Origin of the sequence: Micromonospora sp. CA-263727 (assembly GCF_050942455.1) — a bacterium.
Classification (GTDB): Bacteria; Actinomycetota; Actinomycetes; order Mycobacteriales; family Micromonosporaceae; genus Micromonospora.
In genome coordinates this window covers 6,140,448-6,154,124 of record NZ_CP192031.1, presented here as the reverse complement: position 1 = coordinate 6,154,124, position 13,677 = coordinate 6,140,448, and the positions used below count along the sequence as shown (strand labels likewise).

11 protein-coding genes are annotated in these 13,677 nt (G+C 72.5%); 6 read left to right on the top strand and 5 right to left on the bottom strand.

Annotated elements, in window-relative coordinates:
- The first annotated feature begins 33 nt into the window (after positions 1-33).
- Both ACQPYA_RS26910 and ACQPYA_RS26905 read left to right on the top strand, forming a co-directional pair.
- Positions 34-432: a VOC family protein gene (locus ACQPYA_RS26910; RefSeq protein ID WP_433529839.1), complete on the top strand. Its 399-nt coding sequence runs from the start codon at positions 34-36 to the stop codon at positions 430-432.
- Positions 433-557: 125 nt separating this feature from the next.
- Positions 558-1,775 (top strand): NADP-dependent isocitrate dehydrogenase, encoded by a 1,218-nt coding sequence (locus tag ACQPYA_RS26905; protein ID WP_433529838.1) that lies wholly within the window; start codon positions 558-560, stop codon positions 1,773-1,775.
- Positions 1,776-2,103: 328 nt separating this feature from the next.
- Here ACQPYA_RS26905 and galT read toward each other — a convergent pair whose 3' ends face one another.
- The 4 genes from galT to ACQPYA_RS26885 form a co-directional block, all read right to left on the bottom strand.
- Positions 2,104-3,180, bottom strand: a complete 1,077-nt coding sequence (galT, locus tag ACQPYA_RS26900) for a galactose-1-phosphate uridylyltransferase (protein ID WP_433529837.1) — start codon at positions 3,178-3,180, stop codon at positions 2,104-2,106.
- Positions 3,177-3,959 carry a DeoR/GlpR family DNA-binding transcription regulator gene (locus ACQPYA_RS26895; RefSeq protein WP_433529836.1) on the bottom strand — a complete coding sequence of 261 codons (783 nt, stop codon included), beginning with the start codon at positions 3,957-3,959 and terminating at the stop codon, positions 3,177-3,179. The genes galT and ACQPYA_RS26895 overlap by 4 nt, the downstream gene beginning before the upstream one ends.
- 97 nt (positions 3,960-4,056) lie before the next feature.
- The gene (gene cysC, locus ACQPYA_RS26890) at positions 4,057-5,586 is read right to left on the bottom strand and encodes an adenylyl-sulfate kinase (protein ID WP_433529835.1); all 1,530 of its coding nucleotides are present in this window, start codon (positions 5,584-5,586) and stop codon (positions 4,057-4,059) included.
- A 193-nt stretch (positions 5,587-5,779) separates the two neighbouring features.
- Positions 5,780-7,360: a glycosyltransferase family 2 protein gene (locus ACQPYA_RS26885; protein WP_433529834.1), complete on the bottom strand. Its 1,581-nt coding sequence runs from the start codon at positions 7,358-7,360 to the stop codon at positions 5,780-5,782.
- A 160-nt stretch (positions 7,361-7,520) separates the two neighbouring features.
- On the opposite strand from ACQPYA_RS26885, the gene ACQPYA_RS26880 reads away from it, so the two are divergent.
- Genes ACQPYA_RS26880 through ACQPYA_RS26865 form a run of 4 tightly spaced genes read left to right on the top strand, consistent with a single transcriptional unit; the run spans position 7,521 to position 10,966 of the window.
- Positions 7,521-8,435 carry an ABC transporter ATP-binding protein gene (locus ACQPYA_RS26880; RefSeq protein ID WP_433529833.1) on the top strand — a complete coding sequence of 305 codons (915 nt, stop codon included), beginning with the start codon at positions 7,521-7,523 and terminating at the stop codon, positions 8,433-8,435.
- Positions 8,428-9,309, top strand: coding sequence for an ABC transporter permease (locus tag ACQPYA_RS26875; RefSeq protein ID WP_433529832.1), 882 nt, complete (start codon positions 8,428-8,430; stop codon positions 9,307-9,309). The genes ACQPYA_RS26880 and ACQPYA_RS26875 overlap by 8 nt, the downstream gene beginning before the upstream one ends.
- Positions 9,306-10,256: an ABC transporter ATP-binding protein gene (locus ACQPYA_RS26870; RefSeq protein WP_433529831.1), complete on the top strand. Its 951-nt coding sequence runs from the start codon at positions 9,306-9,308 to the stop codon at positions 10,254-10,256. Before ACQPYA_RS26875 ends, ACQPYA_RS26870 begins: the two co-directional genes overlap by 4 nt.
- The gene (locus ACQPYA_RS26865) at positions 10,256-10,966 is read left to right on the top strand and encodes an ABC transporter permease (RefSeq protein WP_433529830.1); all 711 of its coding nucleotides are present in this window, start codon (positions 10,256-10,258) and stop codon (positions 10,964-10,966) included. Before ACQPYA_RS26870 ends, ACQPYA_RS26865 begins: the two co-directional genes overlap by 1 nt.
- Before the next feature lie 109 nt (positions 10,967-11,075).
- Here ACQPYA_RS26865 and valS read toward each other — a convergent pair whose 3' ends face one another.
- Entirely contained in the window at positions 11,076-13,640 is a 2,565-nt protein-coding gene (gene valS, locus ACQPYA_RS26860; RefSeq protein ID WP_433529829.1) for a valine--tRNA ligase, read from the bottom strand.
- Positions 13,641-13,677: the final 37 nt, after the last annotated feature.

Genomic DNA, 13,677 nt, shown 5'->3' with positions numbered 1-13,677 from the left:
ACGGAGTTTGTTTTCCACTCTCAGGGGGAGCGCGTGAACATCACCGCATCGGCGATCTCGCTCAACGTCGAAGACGTGTCGGCCTCGGCCGCGTTCGTCCAGCGGCACTTCGGATTCCGCGAGGAGATGGCGGCCGACGGGTTCGTCTCGCTGACCCGGGACGGGGTCGGCTTCAACCTGGTCTTCCTGCGCATCGGGCTGGCCACCCTGCAACCGGCGAGCCTGCTGGCGCAGCGGGCCGAGGGAGTGATCGTCGCCTTCGTGGTGGACGACGTCGACGCCGAGTACGCCCGGATCAAGGACGCCGGTGTGCCGATCACCACCCCGATCCAGACCGAGCCGTGGGGCGAGCGCTTCTTCCAGGTCACCGATCCCAACGGCGTGATCCTCCAGTTGGTGCAGTGGGTGCACAGCCCGGAGGCCGCCGACTGATCGCGGACGCCGGCATGTCCCGGGCCCGGCGGGGTATCCCTCCGCCGGGCCCGGCGGTCCCGTCCAGGCGGATCCAGTACGCTCGTACTGCTTGAGCACGAGTCCCCCGAGAGGAGCGCCGGCCGATGGCGAAGATCAAGGTAAACAACCCGGTCGTGGAGCTCGACGGCGACGAGATGACCCGGATCATCTGGAAGCAGATCCGGGAGCAGCTGATCCTGCCCTACCTCGACGTCGACCTGCACTACTACGACCTGTCGATCCAGCACCGCGACGCCACCGACGACCAGGTCACCATCGACGCCGCCAACGCCATCAAGGAGCACGGCGTCGGCGTCAAGTGCGCCACCATCACCCCGGACGAGGCCCGGGTGGAGGAGTTCGGGCTGAAGAAGATGTGGCGGTCGCCGAACGGCACCATCCGCAACATCCTCGGCGGCGTCGTCTTCCGTGAGCCGATCATCATGTCCAACGTGCCGCGGCTCGTGCCCGGCTGGACCAAGCCGATCATCATCGGCCGGCACGCCCACGGCGACCAGTACAAGGCCACCGACTTCGTGGTCCCCGGCCCGGGCACGGTGACCATCACCTACACCCCGGCCGACGGCTCCGCCCCGGTCGAGATGGAGGTCGCCAACTTCCCCGGCGGCGGCATCGCCATGGGCATGTACAACTTCGACGAGTCGATCCGGGACTTCGCCCGGGCCTCGTTCCGGTACGGCCTGGACCGCAACTACCCGGTCTACATGTCGACCAAGAACACCATCCTCAAGGCGTACGACGGCCGCTTCAAGGACATCTTCGCCGAGATCTTCGAGAACGAGTTCAAGGCGGAGTTCGAGGCCGCCGGCCTCACCTACGAGCACCGGCTCATCGACGACATGGTCGCCGCCGCGCTCAAGTGGGAGGGCGGCTACGTCTGGGCCTGCAAGAACTACGACGGTGACGTGCAGTCGGACACCGTGGCGCAGGGCTTCGGCTCGCTCGGCCTGATGACCTCCGTGCTGCTCTCCCCCGACGGCCGTACCGTCGAGGCCGAGGCCGCGCACGGCACCGTCACCCGGCACTACCGGCAGTGGCAGAAGGGCGAGAAGACCTCGACCAACCCGATCGCCTCGATCTACGCCTGGACCCGGGGCCTGGCCCACCGGGGCAAGCTGGACGGCACCCCGGCGGTCACCGAATTCGCCAACACGCTGGAGCAGGTCATCGTCGACACCGTCGAGGGCGGCCAGATGACCAAGGATCTCGCGCTGCTCATCTCGCGGGACGCCCCGTGGCTGACCACCGACGAGTTCATGAACGCGCTCGACGAGAACCTGGCCCGCCGCCTGGCCGCCTGAGCCCCGTCAGCACCCACCGAGCCCGCCAGCCCGAGGCGCTGGCGGGCTCGATGCTGGTCGCGGCCGGCAGGGAAGGGCGTGTCACGGTACGACACGCCGGAGCGCGTCACCCGAGCCGGCGCGCCTCGTTGACCTGGGTGGACGAGATGCCAGTCCCGTCCTGGAAGGTTGACCGTCGCCGAGCGGTACGAGTGCCCAGCAGCCAGCCTTCCCGGCTGTCGTGCACAGCCAGCCGTCCCTTCCCTGCGGGGGGCCCTGTCCCGGGCCCCCCGCGCCCTGCTTCCCGGGGCCCGCACCGGCCCGGTGGCCGGGTCAGGTGGCCCGACCGTCAGGCGGCGCGGAGCAGGGCGGCGGCCTGCTCCGGGGCGATGTCGTTGATGAAGACTCCCATGGCCGACTCCGAGCCGGCCAGGTACTTCAGCTTGTCGGCCGCCCGCCGGACGCTGAACAGTTGCAGGTGCAGATGAGCCAACTCGCGGTCGAGGCGCACCGGGGCCTGGTGCCAGGCGGCGATGTACGGCATGGGCGTGTCGAAGAGCCCGTCGAAGCGGCGCAGCAGGTCGAGGTAGAGCGGGCCGAAGGCGTCCCGCTCGGCGTCGGTCAGGGCCGGGATGTCGGGCACCGGCCGGTGCGGCGCGAGGTGCACCTCGAACGGCCATCGCGCCGCCGCTGGGACGTACGCGGTCCAATGGTCGTTCGTCGCCACCACCCGCTCGCCGGCCGCGCGTTCGGCGGCGAGCACGTCGGCGTAGAGGTTGCCGCCGCCGGTACGCGCGGCGTGCCGGCGGGCCGCGGCCAGCAGTGACCGGGTACGCGGCGTGACGAACGGGTACGCGTAGATCTGCCCGTGCGGGTGGTGCAGGGTCACCCCGATCTCCACGCCCCGGTTCTCGAAGCAGAAGACCTGCTCGACCCCGGGCAGCTCGCCGAGGGCGGTGGTCCGGTCGGCCAGCGCGTCGAGCACGGTGCGTACCCGGCGCGGTGGCAGGCCGGCGAAGGCGGCGTGGTGGTCGTCGGTGAAGCAGACCACCTCGCAGCGCCCCTGACCGGGCCGGGCCGCGGTGAACGGGATGATCTCGGCCGGCTCCTCGACCACCCGCCCGCTCAACGCCGGGAACCGGTTCTCGAAGACCGCGACGTCGTACTCCGGGGCCGGGATCTCGCTGAGCCGCTCGCCCGCCGAGGGGCAGAGCGGGCACTGGTCGGCCGGCGGCAGGAAGGTGCGGGTCTGCCGGTGCACGGCGAGCGCCACCCACTCGTCGGTGAGCGGGTCGTGGCGCAGCTGGGAGGCGGGCGGGGGAGGGGGCAGCTCGCGCCGGTCCGGGTGGTCCCGGACGGCGTCGTCCCGCTCGTCGAAGTAGATCAGCTCGCGGCCGTCGGCCAGCGTGATCGCCGTACGCCTCATCGGCGCGCCCCGTCGCCGGGCACCACGACCAGCTCGCCGACCCGGTCGGCGAGCAGCCGCCGGGCCTCCGGCGGCAACCGGTCGTCGGTGATCAGCACGTGGGCGTCGGCCAGCGGGACGATGGCGGAGATGCCGACCGTCCCCCACTTGGTGTGGTCGGCGAGCACCACCAGCCGGTCCGCCGCCGTCACCAGGGCCCGGTTCGTCTCGGCCTCCAGAAGGTTCGGGGTGGTGAAACCCGCCCGGTCGGTGACCCCGTGTACGCCGAGGAAGAGCAGGTCCAGGTGCAGGGTCCGGACCGCGCCGACGGCCAGCGGGCCGACCAGCGCGTCCGAGGGGGTACGCACCCCGCCGGTGAGCACCACCGTCTGGTCGTCGCGGCCCTGGCCGTGCAGGATCTCGGCCACCGGCAGCGAGTTGGTCACCACGGTCAGCGCCGGCACGTCGACCAGCCGGCGGGCCAGTTCGGCGGTGGTGGTGCCGGCGGAGAGCGCGATCGCCGCGCCGGGGCGGACCAGTTGCGCGGCGCGGGCCGCGATGGCCGCCTTCTCGCCCTGCTGGCGCACCGACTTGGCCTGGAAGCCCGGCTCATCGGTCGCGCCGGCGACGGTGGCGCCGCCGTGCACCTTAGCCAGCAGGCCGCGCTCGTGCAGCAGGTCCAGGTCGCGACGGATGGTCATGTCGGAGACGCCGAACTCGGCGGCCAGCTCGCCGACGCGTACCCCGCCGGTGGCCCGGACCCGGTCGAGGATCGCCGTCTGGCGCTGTTGCGCGAGCATCCGTCCCTCTCCGCGACTCACGTGAATGAACATCTTCAAACAGAGTCAAACACTAGCGCGGAGGAACGACCCTGTGAAAGGGGCGGCGCTCCCGGGATCAGAGGGGCGTCCGGCGCAGCTCCACCCAGCCGGTCTCGGTCAGGTGGTCCAGGACCTGCCGGACCGCCTCGTCCACGCTGATATCCGTGGTGTCGAGCACCAGGTCGGCGTCGGTCGGCTCCTCGTACGGGTCGTCGATGCCGGTCATCCCGGTGAGCAGGCCGGCCCGCGCCCGCGCGTACAGGCCCTTGCGGTCCCGCCTCTCGCAGACCTCCAACGGGGTGGCGACGTGCACCAGCACGAAGCCCGCTCCCGCCGCCACGGCCATCTCCCGGGCGGTCGCCCGAGCCTGGGCGTACGGGGCGATCGGGCAGCAGATGCCGATGCCCCGATGCCGGGCCAGCTCGGCGGCCACCCAGCCGATCCGCCGGACGTTGACGTCCCGGTCGGCCCTGCTGAAGCCCAGCCCCGCGGTCAGTTCGCGGCGCACCACGTCGCCGTCGAGCAGGGTGATGGTGCGCTCGCCCTCCTCGCGCAGGGCGTCGGCCAGGCCGCGGGCGATGGTCGACTTGCCCGAGCCGGAGAGCCCGGTGAGGAAGACCACCAGGCCCCGGTGCCGCCGGGGCGGCCGGGCCCGGGCCAGCTCCTTCGCCACCGCGGGCGGGGTGTGCCACTCGGGCAGCGGGAACCCCCGGTCCAGCAGGTCGTCGATCTCGCTCTGGGTGAGGGCCAGCCGCCGGTTGCGCGGCGGGATGTCCTCGCGCCAGCGCCACTGGCCGTCCCGGTTGTCGTACGCCAGCTCGCGCGGGACCAGCACCCGCAGCCCGGCGCCGGAGAGCATCTCGCCGGTGGAGAGCAGGTGGGTGACGCCGTACGCGGCGGAGACCCGGGCCCGCAGCAGGGCATCGCTGATCTCGTCACGCCGCCGGGCCAGCGGCACGGCGACCAGGGTCGCCGGCGGCATCCGGTCGCGGGCCGCGAAGACGCCGCGCACCAGCGCCTCCGGCGGCAGTCCGCCGGTGCCGTCCTCGCCCACCGGAATCATGATCAGAAGATGCGCGCCGAGGGTACGCACGGCGTGCGCGATCTGGGCCAGCTGCGGCCGGTGCAGCGGGCGGTCGGCGATCACCCCGAGCACCCGGCCCGGTGGCAGCAGCGCGCGGATCTCCTCCGGCGTGCGGCGCAACCGCTGGAACGGCCCGTGCCCACCGTCGCCGAGCCGCCGGACCTCGCCGCCGACCCCGGTCACGCCGTCGCGTACCTGCCACACGTCGGTCACCTCAAGTGCCGCCGCCGGTGCGCCCTCGCCGTCGGTGAGCACCAGTGTCCGGTGGTCCGGGTCGGCGAGGTCGAACTCCTGCACCAGCGCGCTGGGCACCTGGAGGGTCACCGCCACCGGCCACGGCGCGCCGTCGACGAGCCGGCCACGGCGGCTGACGGAGACCAGGTCGGCCCGGGTCATGAAGCCGGTCAAGGGTGCGTACGCGCCAGTCAGCAGCAGTTCCAGGTCCGCGAGCTCGCCGGGGCGCGGCGTGTACGCCGGCGCGTCCCTGAGTACCTCGTCGGGCAGCACCCACCCGTTGCTCATCAGACTCCCCACTCCGGCGACCGGCCCACAGTTTCGCAGCCGCCCGCCAATCGGTCGAGAGCGCCACTCCTGCTGGCCGTGGAGGGCTCCGCGGCCGGCCCACCAGCGCCGGCCGGTGCCGTCCGTCATGTCCAGTGTGTCGGGTGCGCGGGGCGTCGGTGCCGGGCGCGGGGCGTCGTCGGCCCGGTCGGTGCTACGGGGTCCGCACCGACTGCCGGCCGGTCACGCCCGGCCCGCGCCGCACCGCCTGCTCCAGCCGGCGCCGGATCGCCTGCTCCAGTCGCCGCCACAGGGCGGGCTGCCTCGCCGGCTGCCGCTTCCGCTTGTCGACCACCGTCGGATCGGCGCCGTCGACGGCACAGGAGAACGCCAACGGCAGCTTCGCGTCCAGGCTCCACCCGGCGCTGCTGACCCGGGCCTTCAACGTCCAGTCGCCCTGGGTGCGGCCAGCGTTGAGAGTGCGGAAGTCGACGGTCGCGGTGCCCCGGTAGAGCAGGTGCAGCCCGCCGGAGGGCGTCGGTACGCGGTCCACCTCGAAGCTCACCGGCAGCAGGAACTCGCCGTTGCCCCCGGCGTGCCGGGCGAGCACGTCCAGCCGCGCCCGACCCAGTTCGACGGTGCAGTCGAGCAGCTCGGCGGGCACCTCCTCGACGGGCAAGACCAGCCGGTCGCGCCCGTCGGAGTGGGCGTACGCCAGGGGCTGGTCGCCGTCGCGGAGCTGACCGGTCAGCGTGACGGTCACCGTCGCGCCGGTCACCGCGTACCCCTGGAGGCGGGCGCGGGCGCGGATGCCCGCCTCCCACTCGGCCAGCCGGCGCAGGTCGGCGACCCGGCCCTGCGCGGCCAGGCCGGCGATGGTCCGCAGCACCGACGGCAGCCCGGCGGCGACCCCCGGCGCGAACCGCTCCCGGATGGTCTGCCGGATCTCGGTGACGACCTGGTCGACCCAGTCCGGCGGGGCGTTGCGCAGCCGGGCGCCCCGCAGCCGTCTGGTCATCTCGGTGCGCAGCCACCGCCGGTGCAGCTTGTCGCGCAGCGGGCCCGGCTCGGTGTGCGCGTCGACGATGTCGAGCACCTCGCGCAGGCTGCCGAAGTACGCCGCCGGCACCATCCGGGTAGCGGTCAGGCTGCCGCCGTCCGGCCGTTTCCGGTGGTGGTAGCAGGTGTAGTCGGAGAGCACGCAGGTGCGGCGGGAGAGCAGGTAGGCCCGGACGACCAGGTGGTGGTCCTCCAGCCGCTTGCGGCCCTCCTCCGGGAACCGCAGGCCGTGCCGGAGCAGGAACGCCCGGCGGAACATCTTGTGGCAGGTGAGGCTGTCGATCAGCGGTGCGTTGTCCAGCGTGGCGTCGGGGTGGTTGACCCGGAACAGGCCACGGGGCACCGACCGGCCGTGCCCGGCCATCCGGCCGATGGCGATGTCGGCGTCGTTCTCCCGGGCGTACGCGTACAGCCGTGCCAGGGCCTCGTCGGCGAGCCAGTCGTCGTCATCGACGAACTGGACGTACTCCCCACGGGCCAGCTCGACGCCGAGGTTGCGCGGGCGGGACGGCCAGCCGGAGTTTTCGATGTGCCGCACGCGGAAGTGCGGATGGGCGGCGGCCAGCTCGTCCAGCCGGGCCGGCGTGCCATCGGTCGAACCGTCGTCGACGAAGATCACCTCGAAGTCGGTGGCCGGCATCGACTGGCGTAGCAGCGAAGCGACGAGCTGCTCGACGTGCGGACCCGGGTTGTACGCCGGGACCACCACGCTCACCTTCGGAACGCCAGCCGCCATGACCCCCTCCGTAGCCTTCAGTGATCGAATCAACCCGTACAGTGACACCACTGTCTATCAGATGCTGCCGTCCCTAGGGGATCCGCCCCTGCCAGGATCAGGGGAATCGGGGGTCGCCTCCGGAGTCCGCGACGTGGTCCGCCGGCTCTAGGCTGTTGGCGTGACATTGATCGCAACCGAGTCGTTGACGAAGGTCTACGGCGGGAGCGTCACCGCGCTGGCCGACCTGACGGTCGCAGTCGAGCCGGGGATCGTCGGTCTGGTCGGCGCCAACGGCGCCGGCAAGTCGACCCTGATCAAGCTCCTGCTCGGACTGCTGACCCCCACCCGTGGCCGAATCCAGGTGCTCGGGCTGGACCCGGCCACCGACGCGCCGGCGGTGCGTGCCCGGGTCGGCTACATGCCGGAACATGACTGCCTGCCGCCCGACCTCTCCGGCGCCGAACTCGTCACCCATCTGGGACGGATGAGCGGCCTGCCACGTACGGTCGCCCGGGAGCGGGCCTCCGAGGCGCTGCGCCACGTCGGGCTGCACGAGGAACGCCATCGCCCGGTGGGCGGCTACTCCACCGGCATGAAGCAACGGGTCAAGCTGGCCCAGGCCCTCGTGCACGACCCCGACCTGCTGCTGCTCGACGAACCCACCAACGGCCTCGACCCGGCCGGCCGGGACGCGATGCTCGCCCTGGTGCACCGGATCGGCACCGAGTTCGGCATCTCCGTGCTGGTCTGCTCGCACCTGCTCGGCGAGGTCGAGCGGATCTGCGACACCCTGGTCGCCATCGAGGGCGGGCGGCTGCTGCGGGCCGACCACATCGCCGCGATGACCTCGGCCACCGACGTGCTCGCCGTCGAGGTCAGCGAGGGCACCGACGACCTGGCCGCCCGGCTGGCCGCGCTCGACCTGCCGGTGAGCCGGGAGGGGCGGCTGCTCCTCGTCCCCCTGGCCGACCAGGCCACCTACGACCTGATCCTCGGCGCGGTGGCCGAGCTGGACCTGCCGTTGCATCGGCTGGACCAGCGCCGGCACCGGGTGGCCGAACTCTTCGCCCGGAGGGAGAGCAGCCATGCCTGAGCCGACCGGCGTCATCCACGACATCGGCTACCAGCGCTACACCGGCCCCCGGCTCGGCCGCCGGCAGGTCTTCGGCGCGCTCTACCTGCACGGGGTGCGGACCACCTTCGGGTTCGGGCGCAGCGCCAAGGCCAAGATCTTCCCCTGGCTGGTGGTCGGCATCGTCATCATGGTGGCCGGCGCGGTGACCGCGATCAGCAGCCAGATCGGCGAATCGGTCATGACGTACGCCCAGTTCGCCGACGCGATGAGCTGGCTGGTCATCTTCTTCGTCGCGGTGGCCGCGCCCGAGCTGGTCTCCCGCGACCTGCGCAGCGGGGTGCTCCCGCTCTACTTCTCCCGGCCGCTGCCGCGCGCCGACTACCCGCTGGCCAAGTTGCTCGCCCTGGTCACCGCGCTCTGGCTGCTGCTCGGCGCGCCGCAGCTGCTGATGTTCCTCGGCGCCGCGTTCACCGCCGACGGCATGCGCGCGGTCTGGGACGAACTGCTGGACCTGCTCCCCGGGCTGCTCTACGCCGGGCTCTGGGCGGTGGTCTTCGCCGCGGTCGGCCTGCTGGTCGCCTCGCTGACCGGCAAGCGGGCCTTCGCCGCCGGTGGGATCGTCGCCGTCTTCCTGATGACCACGCCGATCGTCGGCATCCTCTCGATCCTGCCCGCGGAGGCGGCGAACCAGCTGGCCGGCGTCGCCTCCCCGTCCACCCTGGTACAGGGGGTCGGCATCTGGGCGCTGCGCGACCTGCTGATCACCGACGAGAACGCCGGCATCCCCGACCTCGGCCCGTTCGGCCCGGTGTACGCGCTGGTCGCCGTCGCGCTCGTGGCCGCCTGTGTCGCCCTGCTGCTGGCCCGCTACCGGAAGGTGGCCGCACGATGACCGCGATCGACTCCGCTGCCCCGACCGCCACCACCACGAGCACGCTCGACCTCGCCGGGGTCTCCCGCTGGTACGGCAACGTGGTCGCGGTCAACGACGTGAGCATGAGCCTCGGGCCCGGGGTGACCGGCCTGCTCGGCCCCAACGGCGCGGGCAAGACCACGCTGCTGCACATGATGGCCGGCTTCCTCGCCCCGTCCCGGGGCACGGTCACCCTGGACGGGCGGCCCACCTGGCGCAACCCGGACGTCTACCGGCGACTCGGGCTGGTCAGCGAGCGGGAGGCCGTGCACTCCTTCCTCACCGCGTACGAGTTCGTGCTGGCCACCGCGAAGCTGCACCGGCTGCCCGACCCGCAGGGGGCGGCCCGCCGGGCGGTGGCCCTGGTCGAGCTGGAGGGCGCGCAGGACCGCCGGATCGGCACGTACTCCAAGGGCATGCGGCAGCGGGCCCGGGTGGCGGCGGCGCTGGTGCACGACCCGCAGGTGCTGCTGCTCGACGAGCCGTTCAACGGCATGGACCCGCGCCAGCGGCTGCACATGATGGAGCTGCTGCACTCCCTCGGCGACGCGGGCCGCACCATCCTGTTCAGCTCGCACATCCTGGAGGAGGTCGAGCAGGTCTCCGGCACCGTGCAGGTGATGGTCGCCGGCCGGCTCGCCGCCTCCGGCGACTTCCGCACCATCCGCCGGCTGATGACCAACCGGCCGCACGTCTTCGCCATCCGCTCCACCGACGACCGGGCGCTGGCCGTGGCCCTGATGGCCGAGCCCTCGGTGACCGGGGTCGAGCTGGGCCGCGACGGCCTGACCGTGCGGGCCGGCGACTACGGCGCCTTCACCCGGATGCTGCCGAAGGTCGCCCTGGCCGGCGGCATCCGGGTGCGACAGCTGCTGCCCGAGGACGAGTCCCTGGAGAGCGTCTTCTCCTACCTGGTGGAGGCCTGATGTCCACTGTCTCCTGGATCACCGCGCGTGGCCTGTTCGGGCGTCGCCGGTTCCTGATGTTGCTGCCGCTTCCGGTGCTGCTGGTGGCGCTGGCCGTGATCTCCCGCGGCCTGGGGGTGTCGCCGGCCGACTGGGGCCCGCCGGTGCTGGTCGGCCTCGGGCTGGCCGTGGTGCTGCCGGTGGTCGCCCTGATCGTCGGCACCGGCGTGCTCGGTGCCGAGATCGACGACGGCACCGTGGTGCACGTGCTCACCACCCCGCTGCCGCGCTGGCAGATCGTGCTGCCGAAACTGGCGGTGGCGGCCGGGGTCACCGCGGTCACCGTCGCGGTGCCGATGTTCGCCGCGGGGCTGCTGGCCAACTCGCCCCGCCTCGGCCTGGCGCTCGCCGCCGCCTCGTCGGTCGGTGCGCTTGCGTACTCGGCGCTGTTCGTGGCGGTCAGCCTCCTCACCCGGCGGCCGGTGCTGCTCGGCCTGGTCTACGTGCTGATCTGGGAGGGGCTGCTGGGCAACGTGATCGACGGCACCCGGGTCCTCTCCATCCAGCACTACGTGATCGCCCTGGCCGACCGGATCGCCCCGACCAACCTGCTCGACACCACCGTCTCCGCGTCGCTGGCGGTGGTGATGACCGCGCTGATCAGCGTCGGCTTCACCCTGCTCGCGATCGACCGCCTGCGCTCCTTCTCCGTAGCCGGCGAAACCAGCTGAGATGCAAGCAGGGGCCCCCTATTAACAAACGCCGAACTCCTCTTCGGCGCCCGTTAATAGGGGGCCCCGCCTATACACCAGGCGTTAATAGGGGGCCCTTCCTTACATCTCAGAAGGCGCAGGCGATGACGAGTTGGGGGGTGCGGTCGGGGAGCAGGTCGAGCTTGCCGATGTGGCCCGCCGCGCGCAGGTCGTCGACGACCAGGGTGAGCTGGTCGAGCAGGGCGGCCGGGCCGAGCGCCTCGGCCAGCGGCACTCCCGCCTTCATCGACAGTTTGCGCTCGGACTTGGCCCGGCGGACCTGCCCCAGCGCGTCCGAGGCCAGTCGCAGCAGCTCCGGGTCACCGTCGCCGTGGATTGCCCGGCCCACCTCGTACGTGGTGGGCCACGGCGCCCGGTGCACCGAGCCGTACCGCCACCAGGACCACACCTCCTCGGTCGCGTACGGCAGTACCGGGGCGAAGAGCCGCAACTGCACCGAGAGCGCGGTGGCCAGCGCCGCCCGGGCCGAGTCCGCCCCGGCACCGCTGCCGTAGGCGCGCTCCTTCACCAGCTCGATGTAGTCGTCGCAGAACCGCCAGAAGAACGACTCGGTGGCCTGCAACGCCGCCGTGTGGTCGTACGCCTCGAAGGCGGCGCTGGCCGTGACCACCACCGTGGCGAGTTCGGCGAGCATGGCCCGGTCCAGCGGCTCGGTCGCCGGGGCACGCAGCGCGTCCGCGGCGCCCAGCCCGAGCGCGAACCTCGACGCGTTGAGCAGCTTGGTGGCGAGCCGCCGGCCGACCTTGATCTGCGCCGGGTCGAAGGCCAGGTCGGTGCCGGGTCTGCCGTTGGCCGACCAGTAGCGCACCGCGTCGGAGCCGTGCTGCTCCAGCAGCGCCATCGGGGTGACCACGTTTCCCTTGGACTTCGACATCTTCTTGCGGTCCGGGTCGAGGATCCAGCCGGAGAGCTCGGCCGTCCGCCAGGGCAACGTGCCGTGTTCCAGGTGCGCGCGGACCACCGTGGCGAAGAGCCAGGTCCGGATGATCTCCTGGCCCTGCGGACGCAGGTCCATCGGGAAGACCCGGCGGAACAGCTCCGGATCGCGTTCCCAGCCCCCGGCGATCTGCGGGGTAAGCGACGAGGTGGCCCAGGTGTCCAGCACGTCCGGGTCACCGGCGAAGCCGCCCGGCAGGCCGCGCTGCGACTCGTCGTACCCGGGCGGGGCATCCTCGGACGGGTCGATCGGCAGTGCGGACTCCTCCGGCGTGAGAGGGTGGGACCAGTCCGGCTCGCCAGCGTCGTCGAGCCGGTACCACACCGGCACCGGCACCCCGAAGAAGCGCTGCCGGCTGACCAGCCAGTCGCCGGTCAGGCCGCTCACCCAGTGCTCGTAGCGGTGCCGCATGTGCTCCGGCACCCAGCGCAGCTCCCGCCCCCGGGCCAGCAGCGTTTCGCGCAGGTCGGCGTCCCGTCCGCCGTTGCGCAGGTACCACTGCCGGGTCGAGACGATCTCCAGAGGCCGGTCGCCCCGCTCGTAGAACTTCACCGGGTGGCTGATCGGGCGCGCCTCGCCGACCAGGTCGCCCGCGTCGGCCAGCAGGTCCACGATGGTCCGCCGGGCCCCGTTGACGCTCTGCCCGGCCAGCGCCGCGTACGGCTGCGCGGGCACCCCGGCCGGCGGCTCCGGCAGCAGCCGGCCGTCCCGGCCGATCACCACCCGGGTCTCCAGCGCCAGCTCCCGCCACCAGGTCACGTCGGTCAGGTCGCCGAAGGTGCAGACCATCGCGATGCCGGTGCCCTTGGCCGGCTCCGCGAGCGGGTGCGCGCGCACCGGCACCTCGACCCCGAAGACGGGGGTACGCACGGACGTGCCGACCAGCTCCGCGTACCGCTCGTCGTCGGGATGGCAGACCAGCGCCACGCAGGCCGGCAGCAGCTCCGGCCGGGTGGTGTCGATCAGCACCTCCCGCCCGCCGGGGGCGTGGAACCGTAGCCGGTGGTACGCGCCGGGGCGCTCCCGGTCCTCCAGCTCGGCCTGGGCCACCGCGGTGGCGTAGCCCACGTCCCAGAGCGTCGGCGCTTCGGCCTGGTACGCCTCACCCCGGGCCAGGTTGCGCAGGAACGCCCGCTGCGAGGCGGCCCGGGCCGCCGGACCGATCGTCGTGTACATCAGGGACCAGTCCACCGAGAGCCCGAGCCGCCGCCAGAGTGCCTCGAAAGCCTGCTCGTCGGAGCGGGTCAGCCGCTCGCACAGCTCGATGAAGTTGCGCCGGGGGATCGGGGCCGGGTCCTTGCGGGCGGCATCGTCCACCGGCGCCTCCGGCGCCCGCCACTCCGGGTCGTACGGCAGCGACGGGTCGCAGCGCACGCCGTAGACGTTCTGTACCCGGCGCTCGGTGGGCAGCCCGTTGTCGTCCCAGCCGATCGGGTAGAAGACCGTCCGGCCGCGCATCCGCTGGAACCGGGCGATCAGGTCGGTGTGCGTGTACGAGAAGACGTGCCCCATGTGCAGTTCGCCCGATACGGTCGGCGGCGGGGTGTCGATCGCGTATACGTCCGACCGCTGCTTGCTGCGGTCGAACGCGTACGTGCCCTCCTCCTGCCAGCGGCGCGACCAGGTCTCCTCGAGCCCGTTCAGGGTCGGACGCTCGGGGACGCCGGTGCGGGCCGTCCTCGCCGTATCGGTCATCCGTCGATCGTAGGCACCGGCCGGCGGGCGAGCACAC

Bases quoted from the DNA above. Each gene is read 5' to 3' on its own strand.
- ACQPYA_RS26895 (WP_433529836.1), bottom strand. From the start codon at position 3,959: ATGCTCGCGCAACAGCGCCAGACGGCGATCCTCGACCGGGTCCGGGCC.
- ACQPYA_RS26885 (WP_433529834.1), bottom strand. From the start codon at position 7,360: ATGGCGGCTGGCGTTCCGAAGGTGAGCGTGGTGGTCCCGGCGTACAAC.
- cysC (WP_433529835.1), bottom strand. From the start codon at position 5,586: ATGAGCAACGGGTGGGTGCTGCCCGACGAGGTACTCAGGGACGCGCCG.
- ACQPYA_RS26865 (WP_433529830.1), top strand. From the start codon at position 10,256: ATGTCCACTGTCTCCTGGATCACCGCGCGTGGCCTGTTCGGGCGTCGC.
- ACQPYA_RS26905 (WP_433529838.1), top strand. From the start codon at position 558: ATGGCGAAGATCAAGGTAAACAACCCGGTCGTGGAGCTCGACGGCGAC.
- galT (WP_433529837.1), bottom strand. From the start codon at position 3,180: ATGAGGCGTACGGCGATCACGCTGGCCGACGGCCGCGAGCTGATCTAC.
- valS (WP_433529829.1), bottom strand. From the start codon at position 13,640: ATGACCGATACGGCGAGGACGGCCCGCACCGGCGTCCCCGAGCGTCCG.
- ACQPYA_RS26875 (WP_433529832.1), top strand. From the start codon at position 8,428: ATGCCTGAGCCGACCGGCGTCATCCACGACATCGGCTACCAGCGCTAC.
- ACQPYA_RS26870 (WP_433529831.1), top strand. From the start codon at position 9,306: ATGACCGCGATCGACTCCGCTGCCCCGACCGCCACCACCACGAGCACG.